Origin of the sequence: Georhizobium profundi (genome assembly GCF_003952725.1) — a bacterium.
Taxonomy (GTDB): Bacteria; Pseudomonadota; Alphaproteobacteria; order Rhizobiales; family Rhizobiaceae; genus Georhizobium; species Georhizobium profundi.
Genome location: NZ_CP032509.1, coordinates 1,425,608 through 1,451,894, shown reverse-complemented (window position 1 = coordinate 1,451,894; position 26,287 = coordinate 1,425,608). Strand labels below are relative to the sequence as shown.

21 protein-coding genes are annotated in these 26,287 nt (G+C 62.6%); 11 read left to right on the top strand and 10 right to left on the bottom strand.

The genetic code is table 11. The features are described 5' to 3' along the window. Positions 1-1,230, bottom strand: a complete 1,230-nt coding sequence (locus D5400_RS06700) for an efflux RND transporter periplasmic adaptor subunit (RefSeq protein WP_245451464.1) — start codon at positions 1,228-1,230, stop codon at positions 1-3. 138 nt (positions 1,231-1,368) lie between these two features. Then, positions 1,369-1,998 carry a TetR/AcrR family transcriptional regulator gene (locus D5400_RS06695; RefSeq protein ID WP_164527815.1) on the bottom strand — a complete coding sequence of 210 codons (630 nt, stop codon included), beginning with the start codon at positions 1,996-1,998 and terminating at the stop codon, positions 1,369-1,371. Between the two features lie 205 nt (positions 1,999-2,203). On the opposite strand from D5400_RS06695, the gene katE reads away from it, so the two are divergent. The 3 genes from katE (at position 2,204) to D5400_RS06680 (ending at position 5,738) form a co-directional block, all read left to right on the top strand. Further along, entirely contained in the window at positions 2,204-4,315 is a 2,112-nt protein-coding gene (katE, locus tag D5400_RS06690; protein ID WP_126008850.1) for a catalase, read from the top strand. Positions 4,316-4,482: 167 nt separating this feature from the next. Further along, on the top strand, positions 4,483-5,241 hold the full coding sequence (locus tag D5400_RS06685; RefSeq protein ID WP_126008848.1) for a cytochrome c oxidase assembly protein: 759 nt from the start codon (positions 4,483-4,485) through the stop codon (positions 5,239-5,241). After that, positions 5,238-5,738, top strand: coding sequence for a CopD family protein (locus D5400_RS06680; RefSeq protein ID WP_126008846.1), 501 nt, complete (start codon positions 5,238-5,240; stop codon positions 5,736-5,738). Before D5400_RS06685 ends, D5400_RS06680 begins: the two co-directional genes overlap by 4 nt. Here D5400_RS06680 and D5400_RS06675 read toward each other — a convergent pair. Continuing rightward, on the bottom strand, positions 5,719-6,219 hold the full coding sequence (locus D5400_RS06675) for a DUF2231 domain-containing protein (protein WP_126008844.1): 501 nt from the start codon (positions 6,217-6,219) through the stop codon (positions 5,719-5,721). The two genes, D5400_RS06680 and D5400_RS06675, sit on opposite strands and share 20 nt — an antisense overlap. Positions 6,220-6,252: 33 nt before the next feature. On the opposite strand from D5400_RS06675, the gene coxB reads away from it, so the two are divergent. The 7 genes from coxB to D5400_RS06640 all read left to right on the top strand — a co-directional run bounded on the left by coxB (position 6,253) and on the right by D5400_RS06640 (position 13,792). After that, entirely contained in the window at positions 6,253-6,960 is a 708-nt protein-coding gene (gene coxB / locus D5400_RS06670) for a cytochrome c oxidase subunit II (protein WP_245451463.1), read from the top strand. Then, complete coding sequence (ctaD, locus tag D5400_RS06665; protein ID WP_126008840.1) at positions 6,957-9,494, top strand: cytochrome c oxidase subunit I; 2,538 nt, start codon at positions 6,957-6,959, stop codon at positions 9,492-9,494. The genes coxB and ctaD overlap by 4 nt, the downstream gene beginning before the upstream one ends. After that, complete coding sequence (locus tag D5400_RS06660) at positions 9,491-9,847, top strand: hypothetical protein (protein WP_126008838.1); 357 nt, start codon at positions 9,491-9,493, stop codon at positions 9,845-9,847. The genes ctaD and D5400_RS06660 overlap by 4 nt, the downstream gene beginning before the upstream one ends. Positions 9,848-9,866: 19 nt before the next feature. Then, entirely contained in the window at positions 9,867-11,186 is a 1,320-nt protein-coding gene (locus D5400_RS06655; RefSeq protein WP_126008836.1) for a ferredoxin reductase family protein, read from the top strand. A gap of 367 nt (positions 11,187-11,553) precedes the next feature. Further along, positions 11,554-12,186, top strand: a complete 633-nt coding sequence (locus tag D5400_RS06650; protein WP_126008834.1) for a hypothetical protein — start codon at positions 11,554-11,556, stop codon at positions 12,184-12,186. Between the two features lie 296 nt (positions 12,187-12,482). After that, positions 12,483-12,881: a hypothetical protein gene (locus D5400_RS06645; protein ID WP_126008832.1), complete on the top strand. Its 399-nt coding sequence runs from the start codon at positions 12,483-12,485 to the stop codon at positions 12,879-12,881. A 59-nt stretch (positions 12,882-12,940) separates the two neighbouring features. Then, positions 12,941-13,792, top strand: coding sequence for an SDR family oxidoreductase (locus D5400_RS06640; protein ID WP_245451462.1), 852 nt, complete (start codon positions 12,941-12,943; stop codon positions 13,790-13,792). A 55-nt stretch (positions 13,793-13,847) separates the two neighbouring features. Here the strand turns inward: D5400_RS06640 and D5400_RS06635 are convergent, their stop codons facing one another. From D5400_RS06635 to D5400_RS06625, 3 genes are all read right to left on the bottom strand, one after another. Further along, positions 13,848-15,290 carry a PAS domain S-box protein gene (locus D5400_RS06635; protein WP_245451461.1) on the bottom strand — a complete coding sequence of 481 codons (1,443 nt, stop codon included), beginning with the start codon at positions 15,288-15,290 and terminating at the stop codon, positions 13,848-13,850. A 114-nt stretch (positions 15,291-15,404) separates the two neighbouring features. Then, the gene (locus D5400_RS06630; RefSeq protein WP_164527814.1) at positions 15,405-18,878 is read right to left on the bottom strand and encodes a YhaN family protein; all 3,474 of its coding nucleotides are present in this window, start codon (positions 18,876-18,878) and stop codon (positions 15,405-15,407) included. Positions 18,879-18,880: 2 nt separating this feature from the next. Continuing rightward, positions 18,881-20,122, bottom strand: a complete 1,242-nt coding sequence (locus tag D5400_RS06625) for a metallophosphoesterase family protein (protein WP_126008828.1) — start codon at positions 20,120-20,122, stop codon at positions 18,881-18,883. Between the two features lie 315 nt (positions 20,123-20,437). Between D5400_RS06625 and D5400_RS21065 the strand changes: the two genes are divergently transcribed. Next, a complete protein-coding gene (locus D5400_RS21065) occupies positions 20,438-21,067 on the top strand; it encodes a hypothetical protein (protein WP_164527738.1) in 630 nt (209 codons plus the stop codon). Between the two features lie 101 nt (positions 21,068-21,168). Here D5400_RS21065 and D5400_RS06615 read toward each other — a convergent pair whose 3' ends face one another. The 4 genes from D5400_RS06615 to gspD form a co-directional block, all read right to left on the bottom strand. Next, a complete protein-coding gene (locus D5400_RS06615; protein ID WP_126008826.1) occupies positions 21,169-21,834 on the bottom strand; it encodes a response regulator in 666 nt (221 codons plus the stop codon). Further along, on the bottom strand, positions 21,831-23,201 hold the full coding sequence (locus D5400_RS06610) for a sensor histidine kinase (RefSeq protein ID WP_164527813.1): 1,371 nt from the start codon (positions 23,199-23,201) through the stop codon (positions 21,831-21,833). The genes D5400_RS06615 and D5400_RS06610 overlap by 4 nt, the downstream gene beginning before the upstream one ends. Before the next feature lie 129 nt (positions 23,202-23,330). After that, positions 23,331-23,930, bottom strand: coding sequence for a prepilin peptidase (locus D5400_RS06605; protein ID WP_164527812.1), 600 nt, complete (start codon positions 23,928-23,930; stop codon positions 23,331-23,333). Positions 23,931-23,934: 4 nt separating this feature from the next. Then, positions 23,935-26,088, bottom strand: a complete 2,154-nt coding sequence (gene gspD / locus D5400_RS06600; protein WP_245451460.1) for a type II secretion system secretin GspD — start codon at positions 26,086-26,088, stop codon at positions 23,935-23,937. Between the last annotated feature and the right edge of the window lie 199 nt (positions 26,089-26,287).

Here is a 26,287-nt window from a genome sequence, read left to right as displayed (position 1 = left end):
CTATTGGTCCCCGCTCTCGGCCTGAGCCACAGCTGTCACGGCATCGCCGTCGCGCACGAAGGAACCGGCCCGCCTGACGATCACGTCGCCCGCCTCCAGACCCGTCAATACTTCGACGCGGTCAGCCGTCCGCAGGCCCGTCGTCACGGTTCGGGTCTCGATGCGACCATCGACCACTGCCTGCACGGTGGCCTCGCCATCGATCACGACGAGCGCGGACAAAGGAATGATGACGCCATTGGAACTCGCCACCTCGACGACGCCGCGTGCGAAGGCGCCGGGCCGAAGCGCGGGATTGGCTTCGAGTGAAACCCGCATCTCGCCAAGCCGGCTTGCCGCATCGATTTGCGGGGAGATCAGTCGAACTTCGCCCTCCACCGGCTGCGAAAAGCCCGCCGGGGTCACATGAACCACCATGCCGGTTGAAAGCGACGCAAGGCTCGTTTCCGTGACATCCGCGCTCAATTCCACATCGCCCTCCTCGGCAAGCCGGAAAAGCGGCTCGGCTGAAGGCGAAGCGACCGCGCCGATCCGGGCCGAGCGCGACAGAACCAGACCGTCGGTCGGCGCCTTGATCTCGGTCTTGGTCATGTTCAGATCGATTTCGCGGCGCTGCGCTTCAACGAGCGCCTTGTCGGCAATGGCAAGCTCAAGGCCCTGGCGCGCCGAATTCAGCTGCGCTTCCGCCGAACTTGCCGCGGCGATCCGCTGATCAAGTGTCTGCTGGGCGGTCACGCCGCTGCCCGTCAAGCTCTGCGCCCGTTCAAGCGCGGAGTCGGCTTCGAGCTTGGCTGCTTCCGCCTGAGCGATGCTTGCACGCGCCTGCGCGATACCGGCTTCCGCCCTGGCCAATTGCGATGTGTTCTGGGCGAGCAGGATATCGATAGTCGCTGCATCGAGGCGCGCCAGCACCTGCCCTGCTTTGACCGTGTCTCCGACCTCAGCAAGCACCTCTACGATCTTGAAGCCTTCGACGTCGACGCCGACGATGACTTCCTCGCGGGCAACCAGTGTTCCCGTGACCGTGGCAGTCGTCGCGATCTCACCTTCGCGTGCCTCGACGGTGGAAATGGCAGGGGCGCGCACCTGTGGGGTCTGAGGCGGCTCTTGGGCCAGCGCCATGGGCGCAGCCAAAAGCGACGCCGCGAACAGGAGCATCGCCCACCCGCGCATCCCCACCGTGTCACCCGCACGTGGCATGTGCGAAGGAAAAGCCAAGGCTTCGGTCATCGTTACTGGTTCCGCAAAAGCGCGCATCGAAGTTTTGAGGAGCAAATGGGCTCCACAGCCATCGAGCGGTCGTGTTTCCAACAATGCATGCCATTCAGTCTGCGTCATCCGCCAAAGGTCGGCGGCGACAAAAGTCTCTCAACGGCGCTTTCCGCGCCCGAACACTGCATCGATCATCGCAGCCAGCATCGCGCGAATACGCTCCGGCTCAAGCGCCGGATCGATCGCCGAACGCATGACGATGCCTTCACCGAGCGCCATCATCATCCCGATCGCCGCATCATGGTCGACAGTCGCATCGATGTCACCGCGATCCGCTGCCCGTTTGACGAAATCGCTGATGTGCTCGCGCACCATCGCCTCGTTTTCGAGGAAGTTTCGACCAACCGCGCCATTGCGCAGGCCCTCCGCAAAAACTTCGAGCATCATGGGCGTGGCACCGGGCCGGCGCATCTGCTCGAAATAGGCCATGGCCATGTCGACGAAGGCTTCGGTAAAATCGCCCTCCACGAGAAGCGGCTCCAGCGTGCCATGGCAGCGCTGCCGCTCATCGAGACAAATGGCCTCGATGATTGCTTCCTTGGATTTGAAGTAGCGATAGAGCGCGCCGGGGCTCATCGCCGCCTCCGCGCAGATCTCCTGCATCGAAGTCTTGTGAAAGCCGGATCGCGCGAAACAGCGCTCGGCGGCTTCCATGATATGGCGCCGGCGGCAGTCCTGGGCGGTTTCCGGCGTATCGGCCGCTTTGAGAAGCACTGAAATATTCATGGAAACCGCGCGATCCAACATGAGAGCGAATGTTCATTCGCACAACACGGGCGCTTTGACAACGTAGCAGCGTGCTTTAGCCGATCACGAAATGAGTCAGGCCGCGCCAACTACCCCTCAAGAGCTGGAACATACCGCTTGCTCGGCGCTTCGGCCGACGTGCCCCTCAAGCGGGGGATATCAGCTCAAGAAGGAAGACCCCACCATGGCCGATACGAAGAAGCGGAGCGCGCGCCGATCCGATACGACGACCGTGCATGATCTGACACTGCAGCGAGGCAATGGCGGCGAACTCCACCAGGTGGCAGAGGAAGGCCAGCCAGTCCTGACAACGGCGCATGGCGTGCCGGTGGCCGACGACCAGAACACGTTGAAATACGGCGAGCGCGGTCCTGCCTTGATCGAGGACTTTCATTTTCGCGAGAAAATGTTTCATTTCGACCACGAGCGCATTCCCGAGCGCGTCGTGCATGCGCGTGGCTACGGTGCCCACGGCTATTTCGAAACTTACGATTCACTTGCGGAATTCACCCGCGCCGACATTTTTCAGCGCGCCGGCGAAAAGACGCCAGCTTTCGTTCGGTTCTCCACCGTCGCAGGATCGAAAGGCTCGTTCGACCTGGCACGCGACGTGCGCGGTTTTGCGGTCAAGCTCTATACCAAGGAAGGCAATTGGGATCTCGTCGGCAACAATATTCCGGTGTTTTTCATCCAGGATCCGATCAAGTTTCCCGACGTCGTCCACTCGGTAAAGCCTGAACCCGATCGCGGCTTTCCGCAGGCCCAGTCGGCACACGACAATTTCTGGGACTTCATATCGCTGACGCCGGAATCGATGCACATGATCATGTGGATCATGTCGGACCGGACGATCCCGCGCTCCTTCCGGTTCATGGAAGGCTTCGGCGTCCACACATTCCGGTTGTTGAACGAGAACGACGAGTCCACCTTCGTCAAGTTCATCTGGAAGCCGAAGCTCGGGCTTCAATCCGTGGTTTGGAACGAGGCCGTGAAGATCAACGGCGCCGACCCCGACTTCCACCGCCGCGATCTCTGGGACGCCATCCAGGCCGGCGACTTTCCGGAATGGGAGCTCTGCGTCCAGCTGTTCGACCAGGACTTTGCCGACAGCTTCGACTTCGATGTGCTCGATCCGACTAAGCTGATACCGGAAGAGGTTATCAAGCCGATCCCCGTTGGTCGCCTCGTGCTTGATCGCATGCCGGACAATTTCTTCGCGGAGACCGAGCAGGTCGCGTTCATGACCCAGAACGTCCCGCCCGGCATCGATTTCTCGAACGATCCGCTGCTTCAGGGCCGCAATTTTTCCTATTTGGATACGCAGCTGAAGCGGTTGGGCTCCACCAACTTCACGCATTTGCCGATCAATGCGCCTAAGTGCCCGATGCACAATTTCCAGCAGGACGGGCACATGGCGATGCGCAATCCCGTCGGGAGAGCGAACTACCAGCCCAATTCGTGGGGAGAGGGTCCGCGCGAAGATCCCAAACGCGGTCATCGATCCTATCGCGACGAGGTCGAGGGCCCCAAGGTCCGGCTGCGCGCCGAAAGCTTTGCCGACCACTATAGTCAGGCGCGGCAATTCTATAGCAGCCAGACAGCTGTCGAGCAGAAGCACATCGCGATGGCTTTGACATTCGAGCTTTCCAAGGTCGAGACGTTGGCAATCCGAGAACGGATGGTTGCGCATCTGCTCAACATCGACGAGGCGCTGGCGACGATGGTGGCCGAAAATCTCGGCATTCGTGAAATGCCGGAAGCGGCTGACGCCGCCGTCTCCCCGCGCGACGATCTGGAGCCATCGGCGGCCCTGTCGATCATCCAGAATGGGCCCGAAAGCTTCGAGGGACGCAAGCTCGGCGTGCTGGTCAGCGACGGTTGCGACGCCGATCTGGTGGAAGCCCTGCGCTCGGCTCTGGCCGAGGAAGGTGCAAACATCGAGATCGTCGCTCCGAAGGTCGGCGGCGTGGAAGCCTCCGACGGGTCTTTCATCGAAGGCGACCAGATGATCGATGGCGGCCCTTCGGTTCTCTACGATGCCGTCGCCATCATCGTCAGCCCGGAAGGTGCGGAAAAACTAGTGAAGGAAGCCACCGCGCGCGATTTCGTCGCCGATGCTTTCGCGCACTGCAAGTTCATCGCCTTCGTCGAGGACGCCCGCCCGTTGTTGGACAAAGCAGCGATCGAAATCGATGAGGGCGTGGTCCAAATCGAGAGCGCCGAAGACATTTCGGGCTTCATCGAGATGTGCGGCAAGCTGCGGCTTTGGGCACGCGAACCCAAAGTAAAGCTGTAGAAAGAAGATTGCCGGTCTGCCCGGCGGTGGCACGCCGCTGCGGAATCGCCTAGGCAGCAACATGATCGGGCGGGTCAATCCCGCCCGATCTGATTTTTTGACCAAATTCAGTTTGAATTCGCGTCGTGAAATGAAAGGATGCGCGTGACAGCAAGGAAGCGCCCCACATGAATTCAGAGGTCTATTGCGGCCCGAGCCCCACGCCGGGCACGCTCTGGCAGAGCTGGAACTTCGACCCGTACCTCCTGGGCGCTTTGTTCGTCACGACTGGCCTTCTCATCGCAAATTCCCGCAATGCAGCCACGCGGCACGGCCGGCTCTACGCAGTGGCTGCCTCTGCCACACTGTTCATCGCGTTCGTCTCGCCGCTCTGCGCGCTGAGCTCCGCGCTCTTCTCGGCGCGCATCTTCCACCATGTGATGCTGATTGCGATCGCCGCCCCCCTGATCGCGCTCGCTTTGCCGATGCGCCGGCCGCGCAACTCCGGGCTGCTGTCGGCAGCGTTTCTCGTTCACACGATCTTCGTCTGGATCTGGCATGCACCGGCGCCCTACGCGTTCGCGCTGTCGTCCCACTGGATCTATTGGGCCATGGAGATGACGCTGCTCGGTTCCGCCATCTTCCTGTGGCAGCTGATCTTTGCAGCGCGCCGCGCGCATTGTCTGCCGGCCCTGGCCGCGCTTTTCGGCTCGATCGTTCAGATGGGCATGCTGGGAGCGCTGCTGACCTTTGCCCGCACGCCGCTTTATGGCCACCACATTGCGACGACAGAGGCGTTCGGCCTGTCGCCCCTGGCAGACCAGCAGCTGGCGGGCATCCTCATGTGGGTACCGGCTGCCCTGCCTTACCTCCTGGTCGCCCTGATCTTCTCGTCATCGCTGGTCCAGGAGCGCCTCGCCGCATCCACCGGGCATGACCGAGGATGATGGTATGGCTGAAATTCCTTCACATCGCGACGATTGCGATCTGGAGCGCCGGGCTCGTTAGCCTGCCGGGGCTCTACGTCCAGCGCGCCCATGCACGCGATGACGACACGCTTTATCGCCTGCAGGGCATGGTCAGGTTCGCCTACGTGGCCCTGATCTCACCGGCCGCCTTCGTCGCGATCGCGACCGGCACGGCGCTCATCCTCGTGCAGGAGACCTTCGAGCCGTGGTTCCATCTGAAGCTCTTGCTGGTCGCGCTGCTCGTGGTCGTCCACGTGCTGACGGGTCTCGTCATCATCCGGCTGTTCCGGGAAGGCGAGACCTATTCGAGCTGGCGGGCTGTCGTCGTCACGATCCTCACAGTGATCGTCGCGACTGCGATCATTGGCGTGGTGCTGCTGAAGCCGGATCTCGGAGATCAACTCCTGCCTGACATCCTGTCGGAGCCTGGCGCCCTTGGCGACATGTTCCAGCCATTCATTGATCGCTATTTATGACCAGTCCGACACCATGATCGAACACAAGCTTGCCACCGTGCCATCCGGCCATTCCGGCCATGATGCCCGCGAGGACCGACAGCAGAAGTCCGTGCGGCAGGATCATGGCGTCATCGGCAAGCCGCATGCCCCAATTGGTGCCCATGATCGCGATCAGGGTCATCGCCGCCACCGCATGGGTCCAGCTTGCCACGCGAATGCGAATGCCGCGCACGAACAGCAGTTCGGCTGTGCCCACCAGACCGGCCGCGACGCCCGTGGCGAAGGCAAAACCCGACGACCAGACCGATGCCCTGACCCAGAACTCATCACCGCTCCACCAGTAGAACACATCGGCACCGAGCGTGGCGAAGACCAGCGCGATGGGAAAATGGACACTCATGGCATGGATCGGGTGACCGGCAACGGCGATGGCGGAATCGATCTTGCTTTCGGCGACCTTCTGGATCACCGGGCTTTCGAGATTTTCCGTTTCGCTCATTCCATCACTCCGTTGGGTTCGCGCCGCGCTCCCTTGCCGGCCCGCAACTTATGGATCAAGGCAACGTTCCTCGCCGCCGGTGGCGCTACGCTTGCCGGCTGCGCAGGCCCGCTGTCCACGCTTGACCCGGCAGGGCCATCGGCGGGTGCCATTGCAAATCTCTTCTACGTCATGTTCGCCGGCTCGGTCATCCTGTTTGTCCTGACGATCGGCCTGCTTCTGGCAACACTTCTCAAGCCGGGCTTCGGCAAGAGCCTCTCGCCGCGTCGCTGGATCGTGTGGGGCGGGCTCGCCATGCCGATCGTCGTGTTGACCGCCCTCGTCATCTTCGCCCTCGCAATGGGCGAAAGGCTCATCGCCAGCCCCCTCGCCAGCGCACCCGAGCGCGTCGAGGCGCGGGCAAGCCAGTGGGCCTGGACCTTTTCCTACCCTGACCGCGAGGGTGCTGCCGAAACAATCTCGGTGTTGCACATCCCCGCCGGTGAGCCCGTCGACATCGTCATCACCGCCGAAGACGTCATTCATTCGTTCTGGGTGCCCAGGCTCGGCGGCAAGCTCGACGCCATTCCGGGGCATGAGAATGTTCTGCGTCTACTAGCCGACCGACCCGGCACCTATGCCGGCGTCTGCGCCGAGTTTTGCGGCGTCGGCCACACAAACATGGACTTCACCGTAGAAGCCCATGAACCAGAAGACTACGTCGCCACCGTGAGCGGCGCCGCAACGGAAGCATCGCAATGACGACGACGCCCGAACCAGCCAGCGACGCGATCCGCCTGCACCATGCGCTGGCCAAAATCTGGGACACGAAGCCTGGGCTCGGACGCCTGGCGGCCGTCAATCACACCGTGCTCGGCCGCCGGTTCATGATCGCCGCCTTCACCTTCTTCGCGATCGGCGGCGTGCTTTCGATGCTGATCCGCATCCAGCTCGCGACCGCCGACAGCGCTTTCCTCGGACCGGATATCTACAATCAGGTCTTCACCATGCATGGCACGGTGATGATGTTCCTCTTCGCGATTCCGATGTTCGAGGGCTTCGCGATCTACCTGCTGCCGAAGCTTCTCGGCGCACGCGACCTCGCCTTCCCAAGGCTCACCGCCTTCGGCTTCTATTGCTACATTTTCGGCGGCTCGATCCTGATCGTCGCGCTGCTCTTCGGAGTGGCGCCCGACAGCGGTTGGTTCATGTACACGCCGCTGTCCTCGTCGACCTATACGCCGGGGATCAATGCCGACGTCTGGTTGCTCGGCATCACCTTCGTCGAGATTTCGGCCATGTCGGCCGCGGTCGAGATCACCGTTTCGATCCTCAAGCTGCGGGCGCCGGGCATGTCGCTCACCCGCATGCCGATCTTTGCCTGGTATCTGCTCGTCGTCGCCCTGATGATGCTGGTCGGCTTCCCGCCGATGATCCTCGCCTCGGTGCTTCTGGAACTGGAGCGGGCCTTCGACCTGCCCTTCTTCGACCCGCTGCGAGGCGGTGACTCGCTGCTTTGGCAGCACCTCTTCTGGCTTTTCGGCCATCCGGAGGTCTACATCATCTTCCTTCCCGCCGCCGGCGCCATTTCTACCATGCTGCCGGTGTTCGCGCAGACCCGGCTCGTCGGCTATGGCGCGATCGTGGTTGCTGCGATCGCAGTCGGCTTCCTGTCCTTCGGCCTGTGGGTCCACCACATGTTCACGGTCGGCATCCCCCATCTGGCGCTGGCTTTCTTCTCGGCCGCGAGCGCCCTTGTCGCCATTCCCACCGCCGTCCAGATCTTCGCCTGGCTCGCGACGCTCTCCCAGGGCCGGCCGCGCTTCGATGTGCCGATGCTCTACATGGTCGGCTTCTTCGTCGTCTTCGTGATGGGCGGATTGACCGGCGTGATGCTGGCGATGGTGCCCTTCGACTGGCAGGCGCACGACACCCACTTCGTCGTGGCACACCTTCACTACGTACTGGTCGGCGGCTTCGTCTTCCCAATGCTCGCCGCTGCCTATTACTGGCTGCCGCACATCACCGGCAAATTTCCGGTGCACCATCTGTCCGTGCCGGCCTTCTGGCTGATCTTTGTCGGCTTCCACATCACCTTCTTCATGATGCACCTGACAGGTCTTCGGGGGATGCCGCGACGTGTCCACACCTATCCGGACGGGGTCGGCTGGGAGTGGCTGAACTTCCTGTCATCGGTCGGCGGCTTCATCATGACGATCGGCTTCTCGCTCGTCGTGGTCGACATCATCCTTCAGGTCCGCTTCGGCAAGGCGCATGGTCGCGACCCCTGGAAGGCAGGGACGCTGGAATGGGCGACAGCGACGCCACCTCCGTCCTATGCTTTTGCGTCACTGCCGCAGATCGATCGGCGCGCCGACGGACTGGAGCCGGCAAAGATCGGCCCCGAGCTCGCCGCTGGCAAAGGCTATCTCGGTTTCACGCGCAATGGCTGGATGGAGACTCTCGCCGTCGACATGACGACGGGAAAGCCCGACCACATCGTGCTTTTGCCGAACTCCACCTTCCTGCCGCTTTATACCGCGATCGCCACCGGCGCCTTCGTGCTGTGCCTGCTTTTCAAGCTCTACTGGATTTCGCTCGTCCCTCTGGCCGGCGTCGTCGTTCTTCTGCTGGCCTGGACGGTGCCGTGCGGCTTCCGCGAAGATCACGGCCGTCTGCCCATCGGCAACGGGCTGGACCTCCCGATCCACTATGAGGTGGACCGTCCTCCCTCCTGGTGGGCGATGGTCTTTGCGCTCGTCGGTAACACGACGCTCTATACCTCGCTGCTGTTCGGCGTTTTGTTCCTCTGGCTCGTCGCCCCGGGCTGGCCGCCACCCGCCATTGCAGAGCCTGGCCTTGTCCTGCCTCTTGCAGCGGTCCTGCTTTCGGCAGCGGCGACGCTTTTGGCGCGAAGCGGCATTGCCGCGGCCCAAAAGTCCGCTTCGGCACTGGTGCCGCAGGTGCTGGCAACGGCGGCTCAGCTTGCAACCTGCCTGATCCTCGTCTTTCTGATGGCAACCGCCATTCCCGACCCGACGAGCCACGCCTATCTGGCTGCGAGCTTCGTCGTACTGGGTTACTGCGCACTGCACGCAGGCCTTGGAGTGATCTTTGCCGGCTTCGGCGCGTGGCGTCAGCACGCAGGCTATGTTTCGGCGCGCCGGACGCTCGACCTCAGGATCGGCAAGCTGTGGCACGACTATACGGCCGTGTCCGTCCTGGCGGGTGTCGGCCTGGTCCTCTTGCTGCCGCTTCTGATCGGCTTCAACATCCCGAGCGGAGATCAGCAATGACCGGCCCCGCAACTGGAACCGCCAGACGCTTCCCAATTCTATGGCTGGTGGCCGGTTTCGGCCTGTGGTCGCTCACCTTCCTCACGCTCTACATGGTGCTGACGCTCGGCTGTGCCTTTCGCTGGCACATGACCGACTATGCGTTCGGCCTGTCGCTGCAGCGCATCGTGCTTGTCACCCTCGCCCTGCTGGCCTGTATCGCGAACATCGGAATGATCCGCCTCTATCGTCGATCGGAACTGCATGAACGCCGCGATACGATCGGCGTGGCGGCAGACAGGCTCAACATCGTGGCCCTCTTCTGCATCATCTTCACCTTCGGCCCGGTCGTGGCGCTAAGCCCGTGCCATTGACCGCTCAAGGGAGCCGCGCATGAGCCGAACCGTGAGGCAAATTGCCTGGATTGCGGCAATTCCGGCGGTGCTGGCGCTGCCTTTTCTCGTCCTTCTTCGCGGCGAGCGGGTCGAGGGCAATGGCTTCCTGTTCGATCTGTCGATGGGTTTCGGCTTCGGCGCGCTTGCCGTGGCCGGGCTGCAATTTGCCTTGACCGCCCGTTTCCGGCGGCTGTCGCACCCCTTCGGTGTCGACATCGTCTATGTCTTCCACCGCTACATGGCGATCGGCGCGCTCGGCCTGATGCTCGCGCATTTCGGCATACTGTACTTCTGGTTCGAGGAAGCGCTGGGCGTTCTCAACCCTCTCGATGCACGCTGGGAATTGACGGCCGCTCGCCTCGCGCTGTTGTGCTTCGCCGGGCTTGTCGTGACATCCGAACTGCGCAAATGGCTGAAGCTCGAATATGGCTGGTGGCGCTATCTGCACGTGGCGCTCGCCATCGTCGGCTTCGGCGCGGCCATCGCCCATGTCCTCGGCGTCGGGCGTTTCACTGCCGATCCAAGCACGCGCTTTCTCTGGTTGGGCGTGACCATCGGCTGGCTGGCCATGCTGCTCTGGGTGCGCATTGGCAAGCCTTGGAACCAGAAGAGAAATCCCTGGATCGTTGTCGACAACATCGCCCACCACGGCGGCGTCCACCAACTCGTGCTGAGGCCGCAGGGCAAGCCGCTGAGCAACCATAAGCCGGGTCAATTCGCTTGGCTGACGCTCGAGCGGTCGCCATTTGGCCTCGGCGAGCACCCCTTCACGATCTCCTCCCCGCCCGAGCATGGTCCCGACGTGACGCTGTCGATCAAGGCACTCGGCGACTTCACCGAACAGGCGGTGGAAGTCGAAAAAGGCGCCGTCGCCTATCTCGACGGTCCCTACGGCACGTTTTCGATCGACACCCACCCGGACGCTGACGGCTTTATCATGATCGCGGGCGGCGTAGGCATCACACCCATGATCTCCAACCTCCATGCGATGGATTCCAGACGTGACAAGCGGCCTGCCGTCCTGTTCTACTGCAACAAGACCTGGGACGATGCCGCCTTCCGCGATGAACTCGCTGAGTTGTCCGGCCGGATCGATTTGAAGGTCGTGCACGTGCTGGAAGAGCCTCCCGAGGATTGGGACGGCGAAACGGGCCGCCTCTCGGCCGAAATTCTGAAGCGCCATCTGCCTCAAGACAGCCGCGAGTGGCCGCACATGTTGTGCGGGCCAACGCCGCTGACCGACGCCGCACGCCAGGACCTCCTGAAGCTCGGAGTACCCTTCGGCGCGATCACCAACGAAATCTTCGACATGGTCTGAGGGAGAACAGCGATGCGCCCCATTGTGGCCCTGTCACTCGCCATTGGCATCGTCGCCATCGTCGTCGCCTATGCGACGATCTTCTCATTCGTTCTGAATTAGCGGCTGGGAAGCAGCGAACCGCAGCTGGGCGGGACAAGGATGGGTGCCAATCCCAAGGCCAGGTGGGAAGCCGGAAAAACCAGCCTGTGTCCTATACCGCCGCGTCCGGCTGACGCAGCCGCGGTTCGCTGGACGTGAAACCGGCGCCACCGAGCGAAGTTCCACCACGACCGAATTTTTCCGGCGTCGAAATCGAGGAACAATTTTCTTCAGGAGCGGTTCAGATCCCAAAGGCGCGGCCCACCGCACGTGAAAGGATCAGCCAATGGCAACCTATCCCCACCCAACCGACATCGACACCAGCCATCACCCATCGGAGAAGCATACGCCCATTCGTGAAGCGCTCGACGCCGAGATGCACGATGCGCGCGAGAAGCTTTCCGACGCCGGCGCGCGCACGCGATCGAAGGCGGCGTCCTTCAGCGAAAAGGTCCGGCTGAAGGCCATCGACGAGGCGGACCAGCGCAAGGATGCGCTCGCCGAAGGACTGCACGATATTGCCAACCGCGTTCGCGGATCCGTGCGCGAGGATACGGCAGGCGCAGCATTGACCGGCAAGCTTGCCCGCGAAGCGGCCGATGGGCTCGATAATCTCTCTCGCTCCATCCAGGAACGCTCGATCGTCAACGCGGCCGACGATCTGCGCGATATCGGGCGCCGACACCCGCTCCTGTTTGTGGCCGGTGGACTGCTGGCAGGTTTGACCATCGCGCGCTTTTTGAAGGCGAGCAGCGATCGGGCTGAGGAATATGAATACGAAGACGATGAGCTTGAGGCTTACGACGATGATGAGAACCTCTATGCCGAAGACAATGCTGGCACGGGCATGAGCGGTTTCGAGCACGAAACGGATGCCGCTCGCTCCACATCGGTGCTCGGCACCGACGATCGCGCCTGAGGTAACCCATGTCTGATATCCGGCGATCATCGGCCGAGCTCGCGCAGGAAGTCGAACTCAAACGCACCGAGTTGAGCCTGAGGCTGGACGCTTTGCGCGACCAGTTTTCCGTCCGTAAAATCGTTGACGAGGCTGCCAAGCGCACTGGCCTTGGCGACGACACGCTACCAGAAACACTTTCGCGTCAGCCGCTGGCGCTCGCCGCTGTTGGTGCTGGCATCGGCTGGCTGATCTACAAAGCGTCGGCCGGGCCAGCGGAATCGTCATCACGATCACGGCCAAAAAGGATTCAACCCATGAACAATCCGAGAAACCTGCCAGTCACATCGAAGCGGTCCTCGTGGCGCGACAGCGCCATCGGCCGCACATTCGACAATGACCCGCTGATCATCGGCCTTGGCGCAGTCCTTGCCGGCATCGCGATCGGCGCGGCTCTGCCATCGACACGGCGCGAGGACGAGTTGCTTGGCGAACTTCACGACGATGCGGTTGAGGGTGTCAAGAAGCGCGCTCGCAAAGCCCGCCATGATGCTGCCGATGCGGTCAAGGACACGCTACGGACGGCCCGCGAGTCGATGCAGGACGAGGGGCTCGCTCCTGCGTCCGCACAAGGTGGACCCACGGTCGCAGAAAAGGTCGAAACGGTCGCGAAGAGGACCGGTGCCGCCATTGAGCGCAAAGCCGGCCTGCGCTGATAGGAACTTCATCGCCTCGCTGCTGTTGGGTGAATGAACCCCAAGGAGCGATCTCGACGATGACCAAGGCACCAGAACGCCAGCAACAGGACCACCAGCCGGGCTCGGAGGCAGCGATGCATCCCGAGCCCGATTTCATGCCACGCTATCCGGGCTCCGGCCGGCTCAGCGGCAAATCCGCGATCATTACTGGCGGCGATTCCGGCATCGGCCGCGCCACGGCAATCCTCTTCGCGCGCGAGGGCGCAAAGGTTGCCATTCTGTACAAAGATGAAGAAGAGACGGCCGATGCCGAGGAGACGATGCGGCTCGTTCGGGAAGAAGGGGCGCAGTGCTTCGCTAAGATGGGCGATATCGGGCTAAGCGGCGTTGCCGAAGCATTCGTTGCCCAAGCGGTGGAGGAGTTCGGCAGCATCGATATCGTCGTCAACAATGCCGCCGAGCAGCACTATCAGGAAGAACTGACCGACATTTCCGAAGAACAGATGGAGCGCACGTTCCGCACCAATGTGTTCGGCGCCTTCCACATCACCAAACACGCGCTGCCCTACTTAAAGGAAGGCTCGTCGATCATCTGCACCACATCGATCACCGCCTATCGGGGCCAGCCGGTGCTTCTGGATTACTCCTCCACGAAAGGTGCGCTGCTGGCGTTCATCCGTGCACTGTCGGCCAATCTCGCGGAAAAAGGCATCCGCGTGAACGGCGTTGCGCCGGGTCCAATCTGGACGCCCCTCATCCCGGCTTCATTTCCTGCCGACAAGGTCGAGGAATTCGGCAAGAGCACGCCGCTGAAACGCCCAGGACAGCCAAACGAAGTGGCGCCGTCGCTGCTGTTCCTTGCCTGCGAAGATGCTTCTTACATCACGGGACAGGTGCTGCATCCCAATGGCGGCACGCCGGTCAGCTAGCGTTTCCAAGTGAAGTAGGTAGCGGTTCACTTGCAAACGCGACAAATCAGATACCTTAAAGTCTCTGAGCCCCGAGATTGGACCATGGGCTCGTCTCGTCGAGGTCGATTTCTGCGACCTCGACTTGGCGGGCCGGGGCATTCAGTGACCATCGAGCCTGCTCGGCATCGATCTCGATGAGGCCCTTCCCGCCCACGGCCGACGGTGCAATGCGTTCGAGAACGGCCATGCCGAGCCCCGATCGCTTTTCCGTTGGCGCGGTCGAGCGGCCTTGAAACTCTTCCTGCCAATCGAGCAGAAAGCGCAGTCCGTTCTCGCTCTCGGCCATGGACCAACTGATCAGGATTTTGCCCGTATCCTGCTTGAGGACACCGTACCGCGCCGAATTCGTGGCAAGCTCGTGAAACGCCATGCCGAGATACTGGACGGCCATTGGTCGCAAGAGAATGCGCGGCCCTGACAGCTCGATACGCTCTTCCAGGCCAAACGGCAGCACATGCGCCCGCACCAGCTCATTCAGCGTCGTGCCGCGCCAGTCGCCCTGCACCAGAAGATCGTGCGAGCGCGACAAGGCCAGGATCCGATCCTGAACCTGATTTTCGAAATCTCCGGCATCGCCACTGCGCCGATGCGTCTCCCGGACCATCGACAAGATGACTGCGAACTGGTTCTTCACGCGGTGATTGACTTCGCCCATCAGCGAGCGAATGCGGCCTTCACGCTCAAGCTGGACAGAGATATCGCGCGCGATCTTCGAAACGCCGATGATCTGGCCATGCCGGGAACGGATCGGCGAAATCGTCAGCGAGACCGCAATCAGCCGCCCGTCCTTGTGGCGTCGGCGGGTCTCGAAGTGCTCCACCTTTTCGCCGGCGCGAATGCGCGCGAGGATCAGGTCCTCCTCTCCTGCCCTGTCCGGCGGGATCAACATCCGGATTGAACGACCGACTGCCTCGTTCGGCCCGTAGCCGAAAAGCTGCATGGCGCCATCGTTCCAACTGGTGATGACACCGTTCAGATCCTTGCTCACGATCGCATCAGCCGACGACGCAACGAGAGCAGATAGCCGCGATTCCGCAGCTTGAGCCGATTTGTGCGTCGTGATGTCGACAAGCGTGTTGATGGCGCCCTCGACTTCCCCGTCCACACTGCGCAGAAGCTTGGGATGAGCAAGAAAGGCGACGCGACTGCCATCGGCACGCACCGCCCAAAGCTCCACAGGCTCCATATCCTGCTTTTCCGTCAGCGCCCTGGCGATCGGGCACTCCTCAGTTGGAATGGGTACGCCCAAATCGTCGAAGAAGGTGTCCCAGACGCACCAGCGCGTCTCGTTCAACGTCGGAGCTCGGCCCCAAAGCTTCTCGGCAGCGTCATTATAGGACGTGATGAAGCCTGCGCTGTCTGTGGTGTACACAGCAACGGGCATGGCATTCATCAATTCTGCACTGGTCAGGCCCCAATGGGCGCCCGTCAGTACGGCATGCTCAGCAGGCGGCATTGCTTCTACTTCCGCGATCTCGGCGATCACCTCATCTGGACCGGTTATAGTCACCTCACATTAACATAGGACCAGCATCGCTTCGCCGAACCCCTTAGATTAAGGGGGGTGCCATTAAAGTTCCACGACGTCGAGCGCAGAACCAAGAGCAGCCCTCGCAAGTTCCACGACGTGTCCGTGATGCGTGAAAACGATTGGTTGAATCCGTTCGGAAGTTTCCCCGAGGACCTTCAGTGTAGCAAGCGTGCGCTCATCGTCGAAGGTCTGGAAGATGTCGTCCGCAATGAAAGGCGCCGGTTCGTTCCTCTCCGCATAATCCTCTAGATAGGAAAGCCTGAGCGCCAAATAAAGCTGGTCGCGTGTCCCGTCGCTCATTCCTGAAGCGCCGACGAAATCGGCATTGCTCCGCACAGCAACGACCGTCGGCCGGTCGTTCTCGTCGAACTGCTGACGAAGGCCATCGAACCGGCCTTCGGTGATGGCTGAGAATAACGCGCCTGCCCTTTGCAGCATCGGGTTGCTCTGCGCCGCCCGCTGCCGTTCCATCGCCGCACCGAGAAGCAGCGATCCGAATTTCAGCACGGCCCATTGGCGCGCGACTTGAACGAGCTCGGCTTCGGCGGCCTTCCGCTCGAAGGCTGCGAGTTCGGCTCCCTTGGCGCCCATCATTCCTTCGCGCCGCGCCTTTTCGGCGGCAAGCTGGGCGAAGAGTTCGTCGACCTCACCGTCGAGCCGATGGATGTCCTCCGAAAGCTGCGCAAGGTCCGGCAAGGCGGCATCCCGATCTGCTTCCTGAATGGCCGCGCGGATCGAGGCCTCGTCTTCTCCCGCAGCCACTTCGCCGAGCCGGCTACGGCACCGCGAAAGGCTGACCCGGAGGCCATCGCGTTCGATGAGCCGGCCGGCAATAGCATCCGCATCCGGCGCTTGGCCAAACCCGGCAACCAGGGCAGCGAGACGCTCCTCGGCATCGACGCGCGCTGCATTCGCCTCCGAAAGCCCTTCCTCGGCCTCCGAGATATCCTGTCGCGCCTGACGATCCATCGTGTCGGCCGTTCGTGCCGCCTGGGCCCGGTCGTGAAAGACGCGGATCGCCTCGGCCGGCGGAAAGCCCGACATGGATGCATCCAGCTTCGAAACGAGCGCTTCGACGCTTTGGCGAAATCCGCGAATGTCGCGTTCGATGCCCGCGACGCGTCGCGCGCGGTTGTCCTCTTCGCGCCGCAGGTCGGGCACCTTCTTCCACAGAGCAAGCGCAGCTTCGGTTTCGGCCGGCGTGCCCGGCTCGAACAACCCGAGACGTGCGGTTTCTGCCTGGAGCGCGGCAAGCGCCTCCTGCGCTGACCGATCTGACGCGGCGCGCCGTTCGCGAAGATCCTCAACCCTGCGCGCCGTGTCCCGTTTGCGCGCTGCCAGATCCCGGCTCGCATCCCACGCTTCGCCCAGTTGCCGCAGCCGTTCGCGCAAACCCCGATCAAGTGCACGCAAAGGGAGGCTCTCGCTTCCCTCAAGCCGAATGCCGCGGCCGATCAGCTCCAGCGGCTCGCGCAGTTGCTGCGCGGTCTGTTTGAGGCTCGCCAAACGGTCTTCTTCTTCGAGAAGAGCCTGTCGCGCAGCCAGGAGCGCAGCGAGCGCACGGCTCCAGACAATCATCTCATCCGGTGAACCAGCAGCCAGACCGAGTGAAGAGAAGGGACGAGCGAACTCGGCCTGCGCCTTCGCCTGCGCGGCCTCATCGGTTTCGAGGTCCTTCAGAAGGGCCGCGTGGCTGCGCAGCAGATCTTCCCGCCGGCGGGACTTCGCCGCCGCCTCCGCCAGCCGGTCCGATTGCTCCAGTGCGGCGTCGGCAAGTGCGTCGGCTGCCGTTACGGCAGAACGATAGCGCCCGATCGAGACTGCGGCGATGGCTGGTTCGATCGGCGGTGCCTCGCCCGTCAACGAAGCGGCGATCTCTCTGAACAGACCATCGCGATCCGAACGCGCCTGATGGATCGCAGCCGGGCTTGCCGTAACGCCTCGATGCGCCTCGGCGCGTGCCTCGGCTTCGAGCGCGTCGATTTCGACACGCTCGCGATCGATACGGTCCTGCAACACGCGCGCGCCCTGCTGCAGATCGCGCATGCGATCGCGCTGAGCCGCAAGCGTCGTCTCTTCAGGCAGGCTGGTCTTCGCCAGCGCATCGAGATCCTTGACCGGCGGAACGAGCCTGCTCACCGCCTCCGCGATCCGGCGCCGCTCCGTCTCGAGCTTGACCGTCCGGCTATCCACATCGCCTAGTAACTCGATGTCGGGGCGCAGAGCCTCCAGCCGGTCGAGCCAGGGGCGCGGATCGATAGCGGCAACCTCAGTTGCCTGCGCTTCGAGCGTGCTGGCCTGCACCATTTCCGCCGCCAATCGCTCATCCAGCAGGGCAACACGCTCCGCCGCCTGCCGCGCGGCCGCGGCACGTTCGGCAAGGCCAGCGATTGCCATATCGGTCGGTTGAAGTCGGTCGAGATCGCTGCGCACCAGCCCCAGACGATGGGCAAGATCCTCCAGCAGGCGACTGAAATCGTCGCGTTCGCCCGTGACCCGCGGCAGATCCCGGAGATCCTTGAGGTGGGATGCCGACTGCGACAACAACTCGGCAATCGCATCCCCGTGGTCGAGATAGACAACGTCGATCGCGATATCCGCACGCTTGGCCTCCGCCCGTTCCCGCGCCTTTTCCGCAGCCGCGACCCGTTCGTTCGCTTGGCGCAGCGTCGCAAGGGCCGCCGAAATCGCCGATCCCTGCCCTTCCGGGACATGGTCGAGATCCGCAAAAGCGCGCAGTTGCTCCCTCTCGCGGTCGATCTCGGCGAGGATCGGCCGCAACTGGTTCAGCCGAACCAAACCCTGCTCGCGCCGCCGAAGCTCTGTCCGCTCGGCCACCTTGGCCGCGTGACGCTCCGTTAAATCGTCGATGGCATCATTCACGGATTTCCAGTCGCCGGCACGCAATTCGTGGTCGCGTTCCAGGCGCCGCGCCTCCTCGTGGCGGGCGAGCACTTGGTAGAAGGCCTTCCCGGCGGCAGCCCTTGGCGTGAAAAGCGCGTTCGCCTCCTCATCCATCGCCGTCTTGACCTGACGCAGGCCAAGAATTCCGGCGGACGCTGCAAAGAGCAGGTCGCCCGCCTCACCGTCGGCGTCGAGCATCGCCCGCGAACCCAGGCGCAACCGTTCGGAATCAAGCCCGAAGGCCCGTTCGAAAACCGGGCGGGACAAACCTCCGAGGAACGGCGCAAGCGCGTCGTCCTTGAGTGGCGTTTCCGCCTCGTCGTCTGCGAGAAGCGTATCCTTTTTCCCGCGGCGGCGCCGGAAGGACAATTCATCGCCCGAGCGCGCCCTGATCGTCGCCGCTAGCCTCAGCGTCTGCGCATTGTGCAGGAACGCGTAGTGAGCATGGTGAGGAAAACCGAAAAACAGGTCCGAAAGTGAGGATAGCGCTGAGCTCTTGCCGGCCTCGTTCTGCCCATAGACGACATGGAGGCGCGCATCGGGCCGAAATTCGAGAACCCGATCGGTCAGGGCCCCGTAACGCAGCAGATGGAGGCGCAACAGCCGCACGGTCAGTCGCTCCCGCTGCGCGCAAGCAGCACGTCGCGCGCTTCGGCCAAGAGCTCGTCGACAGTCGCGCCAAGCGGAGCCTCGCCCGAGCCGGACGCCGCAGGCAGCTTCGCCAGAATGTCCCGCAACGCGGCCTCCGCCGCATCGACGAGGGCCGGATCGTGAACAAGTTCGGCGAGCAGCGGCTGCAGATCGACGCGCGCATCGCCTTCATCCACCGCGACCGGGCGTTCGATCGGGCCGACCCGGAGATCGAGCTTCTCCAGCCAGATGTCGGGATCGATGCGATGGCACGCTGCCTGGATCTCGTCGACCAGTTCGGCGCGGCCCATCAGGACCTGCGGGCGAAGCACACTGGCACCGGTGAGCGTCACACGAAGCGCAGTCAGTCGCCCGGCGACGTCGCCACAGCTCGAAGCGAGCGCATCTTCGACAAGCCGCAGCAGCGCCGGCATGGTTTCCGCTTGCGAGATATCGACACGCACCTGCTGCCAGCGGGCCTGATCCACGACGAGCCGGTCGATCGACGCAACGCGGCCGTCCTCGACGCTGATGAGGATCGCGCCCTTCTCCCCGCTCTCGCGGATGTTCCGGCCCTGCAAATTGCCTGGAAAGACGATCGGCGGGTCGCTGGCGACGATTTCGTGGTGGTGGACGTGGCCGAGCGCCCAATAATCATAGCCGCGCGCCCTTAGATCATCGACGGAGCACGGGGCATAATTGGCATGAGGTGGCCTGCCGGTGAGCGATGTGTGAAGCACGCCGATATTGAAATGCCCCGGCACCGGCGCCGGATAGGCCCGCGCGAGATTGTCGCTTGCCGCCCGCTCCGCAAATCCCTGCCCGTGCAGCGAAACCTTCAGCCCGTCCAACGAGAAGCTGGAGGGCCTGCGGGTGTCGAATTGGCTGACCGCCGTGGGCAGCGTGATGCTCTTCGTCACGACACTATCCGCATCGTGATTGCCCTTCAGCAAAAAGACAGGAATGCCCGCCCGGTCGAGCCGCGCCACTTCGCGGTTGAAGAAAAGCCCGATCGAATTGTCGCGCCATTCTCCGTCATAGACATCACCCGCGACGATGAAGAACGCCACCTCCTCCTCGATCGCACGGCGAACCAGCTCGGAGAAGGCGTCGCGCGTCGCCGCTGCAAAGCGCTCTGCGATGACACGGTCCTTGATCGCCAGTCCGTCAAAGGGACTGCCCAGGTGCAGATCGGCGGCGTGGATGAATCGGAAGCGGCTCAAGATGTCCTCAGCGGGCTGACGGTTTCAGACCCGACGCAATGGCAGAAACACTGGACTTTAGAAGCAAACCCGGCCGCAAGCGACCTTTGCCGGGCCATCAGACCGCCCATCCACAGGCAGTTTGGCGGAAATGGGCGCGTTTGAGCCCATCACGGCTTCGCCATGTCCTGATGTGCAGGTCTGAAACAGTTCAGCCCATGGTCCGAACCCGCGACCGACCCAGGGGCCGCAGCCTCGCGCATCGGTCCGGGCCGGATTTTCGGCGATTATGAAAGCAACTACGAATACACGTGGCGGATATCCAAGGAGCATTCGATGACATTGGCAAAACTCAATCGAACACTGTTGGCGATGGCGGTCGTATCAGCCGGAATGGCGCTGACCGGCGGCCTAGTCAAGGACAGCGATGGGGGGATGCGTTTGGAGCTCAAGTTCGGCCAGTCCTTTGCAAAGGATGGCGACAGCTCCGGTCGCGGCGGCGGCGACAGCGATGGCGGTGGCGATCATGGCGGTGGCGATCGTGGAGGCGATGACCGTGGCGGCGATGACCATGGTGGTGACCGAGGCGGCGATGACCGTGGCGGCGATGATCGGGGCGGCGACGACCACGATCGTGGTGACCGGGCCGACGATCGCGGCCGAGACAGGGATCGCGACGACGACAGGCGACATGGCCGGCACGACGATGACGACGACGATCACCACGGAAGACACGGCCGCGATAGCAGGCCGTCCAACCTGGCGGAATTCTTCTCGCCGGATCGCGAACGCGGCTCGGTCGCGAAAGCAGAAAGCGAGGGCACTGCCCTTGAAGTAACCTACAGCGACGGCTGGAAAGAAGAAGTCGAAAACGGCCGTTATGAACTGAAGGATCCAACCAACCAGACTGTCGTCGAGAGAGCGGCGACACAGTCTGACATCGATCGGCTGAACTCCGCCTTCTAGCCCCCGCCCCCAAGGGGTTCAGCGATCCGGCAGCGGCTTCGGCCGCTGCCGGTTTTCTTTTGTTCGAGATTTTCAGACCGGAAGCGCGATCGGAAGGACGCTTACGCGCTGTCGCCCGGGCGCATGCCGAGCTGCTCGCGGGCGACGACGGCGGCCTCCACGCGGTTGCGCACATTCAGCTTCTGCAAAATGCCGGTCATGTAATGCTTGACCGTCTTTTCCTGCAGATCGAGATGGCGCCCGATCTCCTTGTTGGAGCATCCGAGCGAGACGAGCCGGAGAATGCCCTCCTCCCGTTCCGTCAGCATGCTGGCGCGCGTGCCCTCGCCATTGCGCTTCATCGTCAGCTTCATCGAAACCAGCAGTCCCGCCGCAAGCGACGGCGCGACGTAGGATTCGCCGGATGCCACCCGGTGAATGATCGAGACGAGTTCGCTGCCTTCCACGCCCTTCAGGACATAGCCTTTGACGCCCTGTTCCAAGGCATTGATAACGTCCGTGTCCTGTTCCGAGACCGTCAGCATCATCACCTTCGTGTCGGGCACGGCGTCCATCACCCGACCGGCGGCAGCGATGCCGCCACCGCGCATCGACACGTCGAGCAAGGCGACATCCGGCTTGTGCGCCATGCACAGCAGCACCGCATCGTCGGCCGATCCACCCTGGCCGACCACCTCCAGACCGTCATGCTCCTTCAGCGTGCGCACCACGCCATCGCGATAAAGGGGATGATCGTCGACCACCACGAGCCGTATGGCACTGTTCATGCCGCAATCCTTTCAACTTGGACGGACATTTCCAGCCGGCTGCCGGTCTGGGGAAATGTCTCGAAATGGAACCGGCCGCCCAATGCTTCCAACCGACCTTGAAGCCCCTCCAGTCCTAAGCTTTTGCGCTCGTTGGGAGGCCTGAGGTGATCCGGCCGATAGGGCCCGTTCGTCACGCTGAGATGCAGCACGCCGTGCTCCAGGTGGCAAAGCACCGACTGGTCGTTCCCGCCAGCGTGTCGGAAAGCATTGTTCAGGCCTTCCTGCACGAAGCGGTAGCAACAGATTTTCAGGTGAACCGGCAGGTCGAGATCGTCGTTGCAGACGCTGAGTTCCACCTTCGTGCCGGTTCGACGTTCGTGTGATCGAACGGCATCCCAGAGCAGCTCGGTCAGAGACTGGTTCTCGATCTGCGGCAGCGACAATCCATGGCAGATCGTGCGGATGTCGCTCATCGCTTCACCCAGTACCTGCTGCACGAGCCCCGCTTCGGAGCGGCGCCGCATTTCGTCGGCACTGTCGCGAAGGCTGCCGATCCTGAGCGAAGCGAGCCCGACGAGTTGCGCCGGTCCATCGTGCAGATCGGCACTCACGCGCCGCAGATAGCGCTCGTTGAGTTCGGTCGACAGCGTGTAAGCCCGCTCGATCCGCTCTCTCAGCGTGGCGTTCTGATGCGACATCGCGGCAACGCGCTCGATTTCGTCTTGCAGCGCGGTCTTCTGCCGTTCGATCAGCCGATTGCCGCCATGCACGACACCGAACAGAAGAAGCCCCATGCCGCTCATCGTCGCGATGACGACGAGCCAGGATTGCCGGCGCGCCTGCGCCAGCATCGCCTCGAGCTTCGTTGCATCCTCGTAGAATTCGGCCACCGCCAGAACTTCGCCTGTCCAGCGGTCGCGGACGGGGCTGTAGATTTCGAGGAGCGGCACACCGAGCGCGGCGACGCGGGCACTTTCGTCGTCATGAAGTGAATCGCGGCTTGCCACGACCTCTCCAGCGATCGCCCGCCGCAATTCGTCGGAAGGCGTGAAGTGCATGCCGATCATGTCGAAATCGTTGCTGTAGGCGACACGTCCATCAGGCTTCCAGATGCGCATGCCAACGACGCGATTGACGAGCGGAGCACTCTTCTGCAACTCGTCGAGCGCCCGAACGGGCCCGATAGAGAGAACGTTTTTGTCCTTCAGCTCCTGGGCGATGGGCGTCACCAACCCGTCGACAACCAGCGCGGTTGAAATCGCGACATTGGCGGTCACGCCACTGGAAATCCGGGCAACGACCCAGCTTCCGATAATCATCGTTCCTAAGATCAGAACGACCGCACCGGCCAAAGCAAAACGAAGCGAAAGTGACAAGCGTCCCATGGGCCCGCCAAGCATCGTCGATGCACTCCAGCAGCGGATCAAATTGAAAAAAGTCTACGATTGCGCAGCGCCTTGAACAACTGGACGAAAGTCAGCCTGATAAGCGACCAAGGGCCGAACCCACGATAATCAGGGGCTCAGAAACACCCCGTCCAGAAAAGAACCGGCGGAAGAGGCGCTCCCCAGCCAGGCCATGAACAGCGCCGGCGCCAGGAAGGCCGCGAACGGCAATCGCCGCTGCCTGCCCCAGCCAGAGCGGGTCACGCTTATGAGACCGAAGACGATCAAGGCCGTGAGACTTGCCAGCAAGAGCATGAACGGAAATCCAGATAGGCCCGTCCATGCCGCGGCGGCACTACAGAATTTGACATCGCCGAGCCCGAGCCCGATGCGTCCGGTGATGCGCGCATGCAGTGCGCGCACCGCCAACAACGCCCCGCCGCAGATGACGCAGGCCAGAAGCGCGAGCATGAGCGTTTCGAAGACTTCCCCTTGCGACTGCAGGACCTGCCAGGTGCAACCACCGGCAAACAGAAGCGCATTGGCGCTATCGGCGACGCGCAGGTGGCGCACATCCTCGACAGCAATCGCGAGGCAGAGAGCGCCAAGCCACAGCGCGAACGGCCATGTCGGGTCGAAGTCTCCCTGTGACGTCAAGGCGATGGCAACCGTTAGCCCTGCTGCACCGGCACCAATCCCGATCAGCTCTGCCCTCGACATCATGGACATCGGTTCAGCGCTTGATGGAACGCGGCCCCAGTTCCCACATGCGCGACTGCAGCTCTTCCGCAACCGTCTGCGCATCCTTGCCATCGCGAATGACCGACGGGCGGATCAGGATCAGAAGCTCCGTGCGTTCGTTGGACCGGTTGGTGCTGCCGAAAAGATTGCCGATGCCGCGCATGCGTCGCAGACCCGGGATCCCGTCCTTGCCAGCTTCCGACTGATCGCGGATCAGACCACCAAGGAGCACGGTCTGTCCGTCCACCACCGCAACATTGCTCGAGATCGAGCGATTCGAGATGACGGGCGTCAGCGTTCCCGCATTCGAGGACACCGCGGAGATTTCCTGTTCGATCCGCATGGTCACGATGCCATCTTCGGAAATGCGGGGCCGGACGCGCATGATGATGCCCGTGTCGCGATACTCGACCTGGTTGCTAACCGGCGCATTCGCGTCTTCGACCGACGTGACGGTGCGCGTGACGATCGGAATCTGGTCACCCACCTGGAAGCGCGCTTCCTCATTCTCCATCACAACGAGTGACGGTGACGACAGCACCTGCACGTCGGTTACCGCATCGAGCGCATTGATGATGATGTCCGGACTGGACTCGCTGCCGACCACGAAATTGAAGCCCGGCAGTTCGCGCGCGATGTTGTCGGCGAGCGTGTTGAACAGCCCGATCGATCCGTTGTCGCTGCCGAGCCCCACATTCTGGCTCTTGACGAAATACTGGACGCCATAGCGCAGCTCGTCCGTCAGCCGGACCTCGGCCATGGTGATGTTGATCGCCACCTGCAATTGCGGAACGTCGATGCGCCCAAGCGCCGAGAGTGCCCTTTGGCGGGCATCGAGATCGCCGTAGATGATGATCGAATTGTTGGACGTATCGGGCTGAATGCGCGGGATGCCGCCACTGGCCGTCGGCGCATTGAAAATCTGCACCGGCTGCGAGGCCACCGTAAAAGCACCCGATACGGCATTGTCGCCACCGAAAGCCGCGTCGATCAACTGCTCTCCCTGGGTCAGAGGCTCGCTTGCAGCCAGCGTCAAATCCTCCGCTGGTGCAAGCGAGGAGTCCGAGGGGCTCGCGCTTTGACCCTGGAAAAGCTGATTGAGAAGTTCGGCAACGACTGAAGCTTCGCGGTACTTCAGCCGATACACGTGGACGCTTTCATCCAGATCGGCGTTCTCGCGGTCGAGCCGCTCGACCCAGGTCTGCGCGCGTTCGATCAGCGACCGGTTCTGAGAAACCGCGAGGACGGCTTGCAGTCGCGGCATTGGCATGAACTGGATGACGCTTGAGCCGCTGCCGCCGCCCTGCGCAGCGAAGATGCGCTCAAGCTCGGGAATGACGGCCTCCGGTTTTGCCGTACGCATGGTCAGAATGCCGACGGACTGGTCCTGCATCCAGTCGACGTCGAAAGCGGTGGCCGTTTCGATTGCCGATCGCCGGTCGGCGGAGCTGCCGAGCACGATCAGCAAGTTGCGCGTGGTCTCGACCCGCAGGGACCCGGGACGCGCGCCAAATCCGTTGATCAGCTGGCTGAGCGTCTGCGGTGAGATGAACTGCAAGGGAATGATGCTGAGGCCATAGCCGGCCCCCGCCCTGGCGTAATCGACCCGCGAAGCCGTCGCAGATGTCGCCTCGATCACCTGGTATGTTTCGCCACTGCGCGTGAGCTCCGCGCCGTTGACGCGCAGCACGGCTTCCAGCAGCTCAAGCAGGCTGTCGCGACCGATCGGCCGCGCCGTCGACAAGGTCACGGTTCCGGAAACGCTGGGGTCGACCGTGTAGTTTACTTGCAAGGTCTGGCCGAGAACCGTGTCGATGAATTCCCGCAGGTCGGCATCTTCGAAATTGAGCTGCACGCCGCCATTCGTCGATGTCGGCGTCTGGCCGGTCACCGTGCCATCGATGCCGGGGTTGCTTGCGCCGAAAATGCGCGATGCCGCGATCTCCCGGTTGCCTTGAGAGCCGCCAGCCACATTGCTGCCGCCGCCGCTGCGCGGAGACCGTGCCGAAAAGTCCGGCCGGAAAACCTGACTGAGGACCGAAGGCCGCTCCACATTGGCACCGCCTTCGGAATTGGCGCAGCCGCCAACGATGGGCACCATAAGCAGGAAGGCGGCCACAGCGCCGATACTACGCTTGTTAGGCAACGCCGTTCCTCCTGGCCCACCACCGGCCGCGCCGCGCATGTATTGCCGAAGCAAGCACCCCGAGCGTTCGCTGTCCCCGAACAGAAAACGCGCTCTCGACTTTTCCGAAAACTGATTCGTAAGGCGAGTGCCGTAATGGTATTGTCAAAGCCTGCAATAAGCCATGGGCTCGATGCAGCTTCCCTCGGCAAGGCGCTAG

Excerpts from the sequence above, each read along its gene's own strand:
- D5400_RS21065 (WP_164527738.1), top strand. The coding sequence starts at position 20,438 with ATGACATTGGCAAAACTCAATCGAACACTGTTGGCGATGGCGGTCGTA.
- D5400_RS06640 (WP_245451462.1), top strand. The coding sequence starts at position 12,941 with ATGACCAAGGCACCAGAACGCCAGCAACAGGACCACCAGCCGGGCTCG.
- D5400_RS06680 (WP_126008846.1), top strand. The coding sequence starts at position 5,238 with ATGATGGTATGGCTGAAATTCCTTCACATCGCGACGATTGCGATCTGG.
- D5400_RS06610 (WP_164527813.1), bottom strand. The coding sequence starts at position 23,201 with ATGGGACGCTTGTCACTTTCGCTTCGTTTTGCTTTGGCCGGTGCGGTC.
- D5400_RS06645 (WP_126008832.1), top strand. The coding sequence starts at position 12,483 with ATGAACAATCCGAGAAACCTGCCAGTCACATCGAAGCGGTCCTCGTGG.
- D5400_RS06650 (WP_126008834.1), top strand. The coding sequence starts at position 11,554 with ATGGCAACCTATCCCCACCCAACCGACATCGACACCAGCCATCACCCA.
- D5400_RS06685 (WP_126008848.1), top strand. The coding sequence starts at position 4,483 with ATGAATTCAGAGGTCTATTGCGGCCCGAGCCCCACGCCGGGCACGCTC.
- ctaD (WP_126008840.1), top strand. The coding sequence starts at position 6,957 with ATGACGACGACGCCCGAACCAGCCAGCGACGCGATCCGCCTGCACCAT.
- D5400_RS06675 (WP_126008844.1), bottom strand. The coding sequence starts at position 6,219 with ATGAGCGAAACGGAAAATCTCGAAAGCCCGGTGATCCAGAAGGTCGCC.
- D5400_RS06635 (WP_245451461.1), bottom strand. The coding sequence starts at position 15,290 with ATGCCGCCTGCTGAGCATGCCGTACTGACGGGCGCCCATTGGGGCCTG.
- D5400_RS06605 (WP_164527812.1), bottom strand. The coding sequence starts at position 23,930 with ATGTCCATGATGTCGAGGGCAGAGCTGATCGGGATTGGTGCCGGTGCA.
- D5400_RS06695 (WP_164527815.1), bottom strand. The coding sequence starts at position 1,998 with ATGAATATTTCAGTGCTTCTCAAAGCGGCCGATACGCCGGAAACCGCC.
- katE (WP_126008850.1), top strand. The coding sequence starts at position 2,204 with ATGGCCGATACGAAGAAGCGGAGCGCGCGCCGATCCGATACGACGACC.
- D5400_RS06660 (WP_126008838.1), top strand. The coding sequence starts at position 9,491 with ATGACCGGCCCCGCAACTGGAACCGCCAGACGCTTCCCAATTCTATGG.
- D5400_RS06700 (WP_245451464.1), bottom strand. The coding sequence starts at position 1,230 with ATGACCGAAGCCTTGGCTTTTCCTTCGCACATGCCACGTGCGGGTGAC.
- D5400_RS06655 (WP_126008836.1), top strand. The coding sequence starts at position 9,867 with ATGAGCCGAACCGTGAGGCAAATTGCCTGGATTGCGGCAATTCCGGCG.
- D5400_RS06615 (WP_126008826.1), bottom strand. The coding sequence starts at position 21,834 with ATGAACAGTGCCATACGGCTCGTGGTGGTCGACGATCATCCCCTTTAT.